The sequence below is a fragment of the Candidatus Gracilibacteria bacterium genome (assembly GCA_010119145.1).
GTDB lineage: Bacteria > Patescibacteriota > Gracilibacteria > BD1-5 > UBA6164 > JAACSU01.
Genome location: JAACSU010000008.1, coordinates 92103 through 106017, shown reverse-complemented (window position 1 = coordinate 106017; position 13915 = coordinate 92103). Strand labels below are relative to the sequence as shown.

The following is a 13915-nucleotide window of genomic DNA, read 5'->3' as shown; positions in this document are numbered from 1 at the left end:
TATTTATATTTTGACTTAGATTTTATTAATATTCTAATCATTGTAAGATGTCTTCTATTTCATCTTTGGTTTCTGGTTTAATAAGTGAGTTATTACTATTAAAAGTATTTTTTAGAAAGTTGTCATCAATACTGTCTTGTGGAGTGAGATTTTGATCGAAATCTCATGGAAACAGATCTTTACTCGTACGTGAATCTGGTGATCATTCTAAAATAGGATCAAAATCTCATTCATCTAATTCTAGGCTCCTAGAATTATCTAGCTCTTTGAGGAGCATTTGTCTCCGAGCGATAAATTCTTCTTTTTCACTAGGCGTTAATTTTATTCAGCATTCATCCTTTTCTTCTGGAGTGAGATCATTTGTAAATCAACCATCTTTTGCTTCTTCACAAAAATCTGGTGTATCAAATTGTGCCATATAATTCAATTTTTAAAATATAATATATACATATATTCTCATACTTTTAAGTGTAAATCAAATATTAAAAGTTTTGCATATTTTAGTAAGAAAAATATTACTTGTATGATAGTAATTTTTCAGAGTAGGACTCGAGTTATCGTCAAGCAAAAATAGTTTTAGATGCTAGTATTATATGCTAGAATTTATTATATATTTCACAAGCTGTGAAAATATAGGATTAATAAGAGTTTGTACACATTATTTGTTCACTTTTTTATTGATTTAAGAGCGATAATTGGTACTATGTTAAAAACTCAGTACACTCCCTTTAGTATACAGAAAACTTACCTATTTATGTGGATGCCGGGATTACAAAAAATACTTTCAGGATTACTCATTTTTTTCCTGCTCTTTTCTGTGACCCTTCAAATTCCATTTCAACAATATTTCTCATATAAAGCTTTTGCTGCACAAGATGAATATTATAACCTAGTGTCTATCATAGTAGATGAAGATACCTATAGTGCTGTAAGATCAAAGCTCGTAAGGTATAGTCGTGATATACAATGAGTTTTAGAAAATACAAAAGTTGTAATCCTTCCAACCCCAAGTGACGCGTCGGTACTGGATATAGCTTCACTCAATGAATCACTCTACAACGAATGATACAAATCAGTAAAAGATAACATTAATTTTGAATCACGACTTGTTTGAACTGTTTTAGTCTGAAAAATTCCAGTTCCACTGGTGTTTGATGGGGCGCAATCATGAAAAAGTATTTTACCATATGTCGATTTCACTGAGAAGTCGTACATATTTGATCAGCTAAGTTCTAAGTATCAAAAATCTGATGAAGCGAATACTGAACTAGAACCAGAAATTTGGCATGGGGTTATTTCTCCAAATACGTGAAATGTCTGAGATGATATTGATTCTATAAAAGATTACTTTGATAAAAATCATGATTTCTATATTTGAAAAGGAATATTTAATCAAAATAAAGGAATTATAGATGGTGAGGCTACGGAGGCGAATGATGATTATGAACCGTATGTATTTTACTATGATCAATTTAGAGAAAATAATGCACTTCAATACCAAAAGTATGTCTGATACCAAGCATACCTTCAAAATATTGAAGATATTACCTATAATAGGTACTCTAAAGACTTAGCTTGAAAAGTAAAAGATCAAGTACTATGAGTTCAAAATCTTGAAATAGCAGATCTTCTCAAAAATGTAGATCCAAGTTTTGATATTTCTGGACTCTCAAATGGACCTGATACTACTTGAGCTCCTGATGTTTCCACGAGATATATTACAGATAACGCAACGAAGAAATTTTTAGAAATATTTAATGGTTCTACGCTTTCTGAAATGAGAAAGCATGTATTTAATGCTGGGAGATATAACGAGGGGGGATCAAAAGTGAATGTAGATATGCCTCCGTTTCTTATTTCAGTCATTGATGAAGTGACAGCTGAAGTTATTAAAAATGTCAATACTGGACTTGAAGAAGAAATAACTAATCTTGTTGCATGAGGTTTATCAAGAAATATAGCTATTCCGCTCACTAAGTCTGTAGTCTGAAATTCTTCTACATGAATCTGAGCATCATGTAAACAAGAATATACTTGATATATTGTTGGAACAAAATCTTCAGACATTACAAACGCAGCTCAGTGTAGTGTGTTTAGGTGAAGTACCTTGTCGGGTACTCTTGTTGAAGCAAATAGATGAATTAATATTAATAATGTACAATCTGATACAGCAATGTGTTGATTAGCGATGAAATATGATGAAGCAAGTTGAAAGGTTATATCATGAATGAGTGGTTTCTGGGGGAAAAATACTCCAATAAACCTTGAATGACTTAATAATTGAAATAGTGGTTTAAAGCTATGAGAACATAATCTTAATGGTTGAATTAGACCAGTTTTTGATATATTGGGTTCGAAGGAATCTTCAGATGAATCAAAGATCCCAAGTCCAGTTGATTGTTTCATTAATCCTGTACTTACACAAACCTATAGAGAGGATTATTATTCTTATGAGAGAGGTGGTTCAGACTGAGATACCGTTTATGGTTGTAGAGTGCGTTTTGATCTTCCAGTGAATCCTTGAGATAATGTAAGATATTATACCGATTTTACAAATGGGTCTTCCAGTGTATGAATTGAAAATTCTCCAGCTGGAACAACTTCTCAAAGTAGATTTTGTTCTGCTACAAATATTCAAGATACAAATGTAGAAACTTTCGACTCTATAGTTTCTCAATGATGGACTCAAAGTACAGGGGGGAATTCTGGATGAGGAAGCTGTAAAATTAAAAGTTTAGTATACAATTGAAAAGAAATCCAATCACAATTACAGGCGCAAGTATGTACAAATAGTAGCGAAGATGGAAGAGAATGTAATCCTTGTCCACCAACACAAGTTTATACATACAAAAATATAAGTTCTTATATTTTACATACTTCTCCAACAAATGAAGAATTTGGAAAACAGACGAGTGCTTTATTTACACCATCTCTCCCAATTGATACTGATAGATATATTGATTTTATTTGAGCTAATTGAGGAACTGCACCGAGCTATTGATATAAAAAAATAGACTTTCCACAGTTGTTTCGAGTTGAGCTTGATGCGTGAGAGGATCTTACTTTAGAAAATGTTGAGAAAAAAACAAAAGACTATTTAGATTCAATTTCAGAATCAATAAATACAGTTATTGCAAATTCAAATCCTTGAAATCTTTCTGCGAAAGAAAAAGAAATGTATGAGTATCTCAAAACTTGAGAATATCCAAGAGCTAATGTAAATCTCTATACCTCTCTTAAAAATAAGGAGCTTGAAGTATATACAGCGAATAATCAAAGTAAGTCAATAAGTTATTATGATACTTTAGTTTTTGCTGTGTATTGGAATCAACTCAAAACACCTTCTTCGAAGTATAAGTTTGTTTTTGAGGAATACCTTAGTAGTGAGTTTCAAGACACAGATGGACAGTTTCATCTTCCTAAAGCAAAACCCTCATATGAAACAGCATATCTTGCTGCTCCTTGAGATGCTCAAAATATGTACATAAAACTTGATCCTGAACAAAAATCAGATCATCCATATGCTGGAATAATATCTCAAAATCTTGAACTGGAAACAACACTGTATGGTTCATCTATAACTGTTTCCGATTCGAGCGAAGATACCTTTAAATGTAGCCCTCCTGATTGAGTTCCTATATGGGAATGGATTCCGGCTGTTATTTGCTGGCTCAAAGATATGCTTCCTCCAACCATTGAAATTGGTCAGTGAAGTTGTTGATATGATACACTCTTTCTCAGTGAGGATGAGAGAGCTGAGATATTTGCTTGTGATGGAGATGTTAATAAAAATGGAATTAATGACTGTATAGAGTGAAAACTTCAAGGTGGTTCACTCAAAAATATTACAGATGCCGATAGGTATTATTATGGAAGTTCATGAGTTTATAAAACTCAAATTTTTGACGCTCAAGACGCTCAAGTGACTTTTGACAGTACAAGTACTGTGAAACAAGAACTTGCGAGAGTAGAGGTACCTAATGATCCCAATTCTGCTTTTTCATGAAATAACATAAGAGTTATTTATGATCAGAGTATACCAGAACTTGCAGGAGAAGAAGATTTGCTTGCAGCTCAAGCCTATATTTCATTTACAAATGTATCGCAAAGAGCTTCAAGATGAGAAGTACAATATTACTTCACTACACAAAGCCAAGATGCCAATGTGTATTTCATATCTCGACTTCAATCCGATGACTCTTCAGGAGAGAGAGTAATTAATCTAGTGAGTTCACGAAAAAAAATAGAAATACGAGCTGATCAATTATTTGTAAGAAACTATCTTGTTGAAAATGATGGGACTTACAGTTGAGAAACTGGTATTATTGCCTCAAGTACTCAAAATATCTACCTTTTTGATACTTCCAAACAATCAATTGATGAGAGTATTGCTGCTTCAACAAATCAAAATAAGAGTCAAAAGATGTATTTTTGAATAGAAAACTATTCAAGAGCTTGAAATGTTCTCCCACTGACGTATCCAATTTCCGTGACTTTAAAAAGAAATGACGAAGTTGTTTATGAACAGTCTTGAATCAGTGAAAATAATCTTAGCACACCACGTTCCATTTATTGAGCTAAAACAGCGTGAGTATATGAGATAGAAGTGAGAGATGGAACGTGATTTGTGAGTGTTAGAAATTTTGAAGTTCTTCCGAAGGCTGCATCTGTTTTAGATGTAAATATTTCTACCACTCTTATTGAAACTGATGGAAATATATCTACTCATTTAGTGAGTGCGCTTGACTCTCTGTGAAATCTTGCTTCAGGTGAGCTCTATGAAGTGAATATGGAAATTCAATGAGGATGATTGGTATTTGAGGATAATTGAACTGACAAAATTACTTCTCAAATTATAGAGTGATATAAGCCATTTAGACTTCGTTCAACTAATAGAGCATCTAACAATACTCTGTCTGTTGAGCTTCGAAATGCACAATGAAAAGTTATTCAAACAAAAAAATATCAAATACAAACTATTTCTGATATTAGACTCCAACTTGATAGACTCAACGGTGTTCCAAAAGTTTGAGGAAATCAATATAAATTTAGAGCAACATTCACAGATAAATCGGGGAATACACTTAGCAATCTCAATTCTCGAGTATATCTCTCTATTCCAAAACTTTACTGACAAAGTGATGATATTTATACTGAGGTGAAAAACTGAGTTGGAGTTGTATCTATGACAACCTCTACTCTTGCTTGAAAGCAAATACTCTTTGAACTTCAAGTGGAAGGATGAAATAACATCTATAAGAAAAGAAGTAACATCAATCCAGACAAAGCTATTCAAGTTGATCTAGCACTGAGTGAAACTAAGATTGAAGCTTCTCCAGACGCTAAAACTATAGTAGACGTAAGCCTCAAAGATAGATATGGAAATACGGTATTTAATAACAACGTCACAGAAATACAAGCTGAAATATTTGAGGGAAGCACTGCTATTGCAACTCTTTGAAGTAAAAGAAAAACAGTGGTAGATGGTAAAACTCAATTTCAAATTTCTTGAACAGATGTTCCAGGGACTGCGTATTTCAAAGTTCAATCCATACCAGATTTATCTGCAAATTCATTTAAGTTAGAGGGGCAGGCTCCATTTAATAGAGAACGACTTACTATAAACTGATTTACAACAAGTACTTGAGAACTTACAAGCCTTTGAAAAAGATTTTTTAAGGATTTTGTAGATGGTGAAACATTTATTTCTCTTTTTGCTCAAAAAAAATCACTAGAAGCAAGTGAAGCATATGCATCTCTTTCCCAAGCTCGGAAACAACAAATATCTCAATTTTGGGACGAAACAAATTTCTTGAGAGTCAGCGGTGTATGATCCAATGCTGGAAGTATAGAAACATTTTACTTTTGGGATAAGGATTCTATTGATTGAAATGCTTTTAACTGATTATATTCTGTTCTTTTAGGTGCTCCATACGGTGACTTCACTCAAAAAAATTATCTTGCAGGGGCACTGCTTTTTGACAGAAATAATAGTTCACTTGCCGTGAGTTCTTTACTCAATTCTCCGTATAAATATAACGATATTTTTTCTCTAGAGAAAAATGGTTTTATTTGAAAACTCGAACAATGAAGTTTAACCCAAGATTTAGAATACGGGGTGAATCTAGATGCAAATGGGAGACTTACCCTTGATATATATAATGCTGCACTGAGTGATTATGTTGCTAAAGTATACTACAACATATCTAATACAAGTACTATTGATTTGGAAATAAATGAAGATGCTGCTTATAGTTATAAAACTCAAAATGGGAACGTATCACTCAGAGATCCATCTGGAAAAACTATTTTTGAAGCAAGCAAATCTGGTAGATTTGTGAGAAAATCATGAGTGACTCTTATGCTTGATACAACGCATCAATGACCATGAATCTCACTTCAAATTATGCACGGAGAGACACTTGCATGAAATATGAAAATATCATGAAAATTTTGACTGAATATAACTCGTGATGAGCTTCTTCTGCAAAATAAACTTCAAACATTAGATGATACACTTATTGTTCATCTTATTTCAAATTCATACTCATCACGAAAAATATTAGACGAAAATAATAGAGCGCAATGGAATTTTTATTATAATGATCCTTTTGGAGATAATAAAGCTCTCAATGAATTTCATAAATGAGATATTTTATGATGAGAGCAAGCTTCAGAAGAGGCTTGAATAGGGTGGCAAGACACTAATACTATGTTGTTACAGTTTTCTGCAGGAGAAAGTGTGTGAGACGCAACAGAAAATTTTCAAAGTTTTTCACTTATTAATCTCTGAGATCCAGTCTTGTCCCTCAAAGCTCTTAAAAATAGCTTCCCAAATAATCCAAATCAGATTAAGTCATTTGATTCTACTCTATGAGAAATTATAGATGACAGTGATTGATTGGTTGGCTATCAAACATTTGATTATAATAAAGATAAGAGACTTGATATATTAACTATAAAAAATGACTGATATATGCAGTTATTTGAAAATAATGATACTCAAGGCAGATTTATCGCGCATGAAAATCTCGTGTATTCGGCAGATGGCTGATCAGCTAGAATGGTCCAAACCTGAGATTTTACAGGAGATGGATATGATGATATATTTTTTGTAAATAATAGTTGAAAACCTGCTCTGTATAATAATAGAATTAAAGATTTTGAAAGATATGATATTTCAGATAGCTTTATTTTGGATGGAAGTATCATACAAGCCAAGAGTTTTGATATGGACGCTGATGGCAAGGATGACATCGTTACACTCGATGATGCGTGACTTGTTCATATTTTTTATGGATGAGGAACATCACGAGCTCCTGTATTTACGAAAAAATTCGTTTGAGACGGTCAAGCTATCCGTATATCAAATCAAATTCTAGAATATGGAGGAGCTGTATATTTTGATGGTTTGACTCAAATAGATGAGCAAAAAGCTGCTGCAATATTACAAGACTCGTCAGAGTATCTAGAACAACTTAAAAATAATCCAGAAAATCCAGGATCTCCAGAATTTATAAACGAAGCTATGGTAGAAAGCTTTCTCTATACTTCACTTCCTTATGTGCCAACGAATTTCAAAGCGTGAAACTCGCAAACTAACCTTGTAAATACATTTGGCGAGAGTGTTGCAAATGTGTGAGGTTCATCAGAGTCAGAATCAATGGCTGGTCAGGCAGATGAACTGGGAGAGTTTTTGGATTGATATCAAAGTTACGTTTCATACTCTGGTTTTGAGAATGGTTTCAATCAAGATAAATATTTTCTAAGAGGTCAATATGCGAGTACTCAATGACTTCAAATAACTAAAACTTATAGAGATGTAAATGGTGAATATCTTCAAAATTGAGACAGGGTATTTTATGATATTACTATAAAAAATACGAGTAATACCCGAAAAAATAACATTGCATTTGTGGATGATCTTCCAGATTATTTTAAATTTAGAGATGATAACTTTACCGTAATTTCTCAAGATAATTTAGAAGTGGTTCGAAAATCAGGAATTGGTGAATATGAAATACTTATAGATTGATTTACTTTGGCTCCAGGTGAAGAAGCAGTTATACGGTTTGAGCTAGAGACATTGCCAATTGAGTACTGATACATGCAAGTGTGACTCTATGAAAAATGAGAATTATGAGATGATATTTACGGAGATATTATTTTAAAAAAAGATGAAAAAAACTGTGGGAAGACAGCAGATATATTTAGATCTACAGCAGTTCGATCATATCAGGCATGAACTGTTGAACCAACTTGTGATGAAGATGCACTTGATGTGTGAAATAATTTCCCTGAGCTTGAAGATGCAGATCAAGATGGTATTCCTGACTATATGCAGACAATTTTAGAAAGTACTAAAACTCTTTCATCTAATCCAGATAATGAAGCTGCAAATGAAGAATTAGTAAAATACGCAAATCAAGCTCTTGCAAATCTTACGAAAGATAGTGATAACGATGGGATATCTGATCGTGACGATAATATGGATTCTAGCGATTCTCAAAGCGATTTTATGGATCAACTTGACGCTATAAATCAGTCAATTGACGAAATATCTGATGAAGTTGATACGCTTATTGACGGACTGAGTTGTGGTTTTGGAGGTTGAAGTTGTATAGCAACTCCTCTCAACTGGGCTCCTTTGGCACCATGAAATGATCCAACGCTCTTTGGTATGCCTATTGGAGATGGTCTAAGAGTTTGAGAATGAATCCCTATATTTTCAGCACTCACTGGTATGAATGTACCACTTTGATTTGGTGGATGTATGCAAATACCTTCGTTTTGGCCAGTTTCAAAAAATTCTTATAAATGATTTTGTAATGGGACTCCTTGAGCTGGAGGATCACTATGAGTAACATCTCCAAGCAACTTTGTGAGACTTTTTGCTACGCCAACACTCACTGGTTGATTTTGAATCGCAGCATGTTTTGGTTGACCCGCTATTGCAGCATGAAACGCAAATCCTATGTGAGTTCATCCTATTGTTCCTGGATGAAACTGTATAGTTGCTGCGATGCCATTGTTTAATTGTGAATGAGGTGAATGAGATCCTACTTCACTTTGATATCCAATTGGATGAGGAGATTTTGATATAATTGCTTGAAATTGTGAATGAGCTATTACTCAAGTATCTACACCTCAAAAACTTGAAGATTCTTTTGTTCGAGACTACTTAGAATATTTAAGAACCGGGAGAGCTCCAAGCTGATTGTATGGAAAATATGAACAAGCTATGACAGATCTTTGAAAAAATGGATGAGGAAACTATTATCTTCCAAGCCAACCTTTTATAAATATTGGAAACTCAAATTCAACAGCTCTCATGTCAACATCAGTTGATATTGATACTTCTGCATTAGCTGCTTGAAATCTTGGTGATGTAGTACAAATAAACAACAAAAGAGTATGAGCATTTCCTAATTTCCTTATGGATTGGGTGGAGAGACAACTAGATGAAGTTACTTCAAAACTTACAAATCTTCCGAAAGTATTTGTCGTACTCCCCGAAATGTCAGGTCTTATTAATTTGAGTTGGAATAATTTTGCTAAGACAAGTAGTGATTTTAATCAAGAAAAAACAGAAGACAATACTCAAGAGAGACTTGAATATACTCAAAATATAGATGGATTACGTGCTCAAAAAACAACCCTTGATTGTAGTTGAAGAGATGCTGTGCGATGTCGAGCTATTGATTTACAAATCATATCGGCGCAATGAAAATCAACTATTGGAAACACGAATCAAACGCTTTCTGGAATTCAAGAAGTGTATGAATTCTTATGAAATATTCCTCTGCTTGATATCGAAACAGAGACAGTAGATGTGAGTATTCCATGGATCGATCAAACAGAAATAAATAAATCACTGGTTGATTGGAAACTTGCTGCAGAACAATGGCAAAGAGAAATAGAAAAGGCAGAGCAACGATGGTCACTATGAGCTGCTTGTAACTGAGCAACGACTGCTGAACAAGAAAGATGCCAACAAGAAAATAGTATAAAAAATAAAGCAAGTGTAGACGCAAAGGCTCTCCTCTATACCCTCCAAACAAATATTCAGATTCTAGAAGAGTACAAAGAGCTTCCAGAAAGACTCTCTAAACTAATTCAGGTAAAAGAACACTGGCTTGAACAAATACTCTGTAATGTTGAGATAATTGCTACTCTCATGTGAGAATGGATTAGTACCAATGGTGAGAGATTCAAAGCGTGGGTAGAGCTCTATGTACTTATAAAAGCGATTTTAAAATCATGGCAATTGCTTATTGATGTCTTTATTTGATATGAAGAAGAATGTCACGAATGTAAGAATGAACGACAGGATCTGCAGTCATTTATTTTTAGACTGGTTTCAGCAATTATTCCAAGTCCTCCTATAATAGAGTTTCCAAAATGGCCGGATATTATTTTAGACCTGTCTAATATTAGAGCAGGACTGACTGTATATCTTCCAGATTTCAATATATCTCCTCGTCCAATAGTATTACCACTTGCACCAAGACTTGTTCTGCCAGATACTCCATCAGCGTCTCTCACACTTCCAGAGCTTCCACTGCTTCCTAGATATACTCTTCCAGAATTACCCGATCTCCCAACACTTCCAAGTGTAGAATTACCAGATCTTCCACCACCACCAAAAATACCAAAACTTTTTGGGGCTGTTGAAGGAGTTTTAAATATAATGAAACTCGTTACAAAAGTGATGTGTATTTTGAAAACATCTCCGTTTGTTCCTGAATGGAGAGCTGGTGATCAAATTGCATTTCTTACTGAAAGAAATGGATACCTCCCAACAGATTTTATTGATATCCAACCACCTGCTTTTTCATACTCGGCAATTTCAGCTATCAAGGTTTCTACCTATGTAAATTTTGAATTTGAATCTGAGTTTATTATAGAAGCTGTAAGTAATATTATGGAACCACTTGATTCCAAGACTAGTAATATTGCAAATATGTTTGATCTAAAGATTTCTAATCTAGATTTTTCTGATGCTTGAATTGAAGACGTAAATATACAAATAGAAAATGACTGAAGTATTTCATCAGATGATGTATCATTTGCTCCACTGAATGAAAATCCAAATGGGATCTATGTAGTTGCTGCTTTACTTGCAAAGAAATGACAAGATATGATTTCATTTATGCAAGAAAATGCTGATGAAACTTTAGACAATACTGAGTTTACAAAATATGTGGGAACTCAGCTAGCATCTGTGGATGTTACTCAGGATCAATCAACACAAGAGCTGAGAAATTTATGGGATGAAGTAAGAAATTTGCAGTACAGTAAAGAAGATGCATTTATTGCATGATTACAAGATAACTCTTCCGAAAAATTTAAAGCACTTATTGATATACTTTCTACTGAAATACAATACTCACAAGACCAAATTAAAAAAGTAGAGATTCTTTCTGCTCCAAGTTTTATAAAAGAAGTTGAGAGTGATTTTGATAATAGTTCACGATTTGAAATGTATACTTCTTCTCTTGAAGAGTACAATCTCAATACACTTGACGCAGCTATAACTCTTGCCTCATGAGAAAGTGAAGCGACAAAGAAACAACGACTTGAAATTGAAGCGCAAGCCGAAAATATTCAAAAAAGAGTTTCGGGATGACTCAATTCTTATAAGGAAGGGTCTGAATTAGCTGCCGTTTCTCCAACTTGAAATACATCGACTTCTTCTTCAGGATGAACATGTAATCCAAGTGGAACCTATCAATATACCTATGATGGTATCTATGTTCTTGAATATGGAAAAAACTATAAATTGTTTGATTATACAGATATCTTAAAGGGTGACGAAGAACCAAGTATAGTTGATATTGATGGAGATAGAGATGAAGATGTTCTCTATCTAGCAGATGGAAAACTCTACTTCAAAGAAAATAGAAAAAATACTCCAACTGTAAACTTTGTTTCTGGTCCACCACTTATTTTAGCTGCATCTGACAATGATTTCTTCTCATGAGAATACATCGAATCAATCAACTATTTTGAAGAAGCTCAAGTGAGTGACGAAGCGATAAATATCTCATTTCAAAAACCAACTAATCCTTTAATCTCTCAGTTTAGACTGACGTATAACACACTTGTTGATAGGTATATGGATGAGAGTGACACCTACGTATCTTCAAATCTAGAAACACATATTGTAGATGCCTACGATTCTTGAAACAAAATTTTACAATCATCTGCAGGTTCAAATTATAAAATTCAAAAAAATAGATCATATCTCAAATACACTTGAAATATGTCTGGACTAAAACTTACAACTCAGAAACTTCAAAATATATGAGAAGTGCTGGAAGGTGGGTGACAAGTTATTATGACATCAAAAACTCCATTATATTCTGCGAATGATTCTTTTAGAATTCGTTATACATTCAGTGATGGAGAAGAGTGATCAACTCGAGTTGATGCACACAGTTCTATAGTATTTGATAGAAGTGCTACTATTACTTGAATAAATGGGAATGCGTATATAGACTCTTGAATACAGGAGGATATATTTGGGACAAATATTACAAGTTACATTGGAAAACCTCTCTTTAATGATTCTCATATAGTATTTGAATGAAATACTTCGACACTTTCAGCATCTTCTCATGTAGATGTAGGATATCACGATGGATCAGTAGTCCAGCTTGATATGAGAGAAGTCGAGTCTTATACAGTCTATGATCTTGGTAATAATAATTCTGATAATTATAATATTCGACTCTCTGTTCCAAACGATTTCTATTATGCTCGTATTCAAGCATTTAATGAAGATTTAATCTGAACACAGTCAAATCAAATACTTCTCTCACCTCAAACATTTAGTGATACACTTCCTCCTCAAATTTGACTCAATCAAAAGATTCGTATTCCAGTGTATCAAACTCAAACTGTTGATTTAACTCCATATATTTATGAGGATGGGGGACTCTCTGGTATTTCATCAGTTCGATTAGATATGGATTTAGAAGTAGACTCTGATAATGATGGAAACTCAGAAAATGATAGAAATACTCAAAATATTCAAATAACTCGAAACGCTTCTCGTATTGCCATTACTTTTGGTCCCTATGATGTGCTTGTAAATAAAAATATTAGAATATCTATTACGGATGATAATGGAAATACCTGAACTAAAGTTGTTCCTTTTGAGGTCTATGCTCCAGTTCCAGAGATAAATGATGTTGTTGATAATACTATCGTTGGTCAAATAGATGAGACTCTCAGTGACGAGCCAATACGATTATATAGATATAGAGGAGGGACGATTGAAAAACTTCAAGAAGCCACTCAATGAGACCTTGTTCCAACTAATATAGATTGATGATATGATTTTGAATCACTTCAGACGTCATCTTGAGTTGTTATGTATTACAATGATAGTCCATTGGCTGAGATTAATGAATACACTGGTAAGATTGATTTAAAAAGCGCTCTTGCAAGTATCCAAATACTTCCGTCAAATGATAGTAAAAATACTTCTGTGTATCCAGAGATTGTTATATACTATGCAAATACTCCAGTGTATCGACAGTTTATGAAGATTCCGGCAGAGGAAATTAATATAGTTTCAAAATTGAGTCAAGCTAGTACATGAGGGAGTTATCTTCACATTTTAAATCAAACTGATTATTCTAGTTTTAGAGTCCCACTCTGAGTTCCATATAATCCATGAAGTATATCTATATATCGAACATGAGACACTACAAGGACTCCTATAATGACAGTCTTCCAAGATGGAAGAATCACCCTTGCCTCTGAGTTTAGACTTGGATACAAATCTAACTGAGATAATGTATCATATGTACTAATTCAAAAACAAGGGAATCAAGAAGTTGCCGAACTCTTATATGACATACAATCGAGTTATATAGTAAGATAATACACCACAAAAAAAAGAGAC

2 protein-coding genes are annotated in these 13915 nt (G+C 33.6%); one reads left to right on the top strand and one right to left on the bottom strand.

Features of this window, described 5'->3' with window-relative positions:
* Positions 1 to 25 precede the first annotated feature (25 nt).
* Entirely contained in the window at positions 26 to 418 is a 393-nt protein-coding gene (locus GW846_04565) for a hypothetical protein (GenBank protein ID NDK10029.1), read from the bottom strand.
* A 342-nt stretch (positions 419 to 760) separates the two neighbouring features.
* On the opposite strand from GW846_04565, the gene GW846_04560 reads away from it, so the two are divergent.
* Positions 761 to 13894 (top strand): VCBS repeat-containing protein, encoded by a 13134-nt coding sequence (locus tag GW846_04560; GenBank protein NDK10028.1) that lies wholly within the window; start codon positions 761 to 763, stop codon positions 13892 to 13894.
* Positions 13895 to 13915 lie beyond the last annotated feature (21 nt).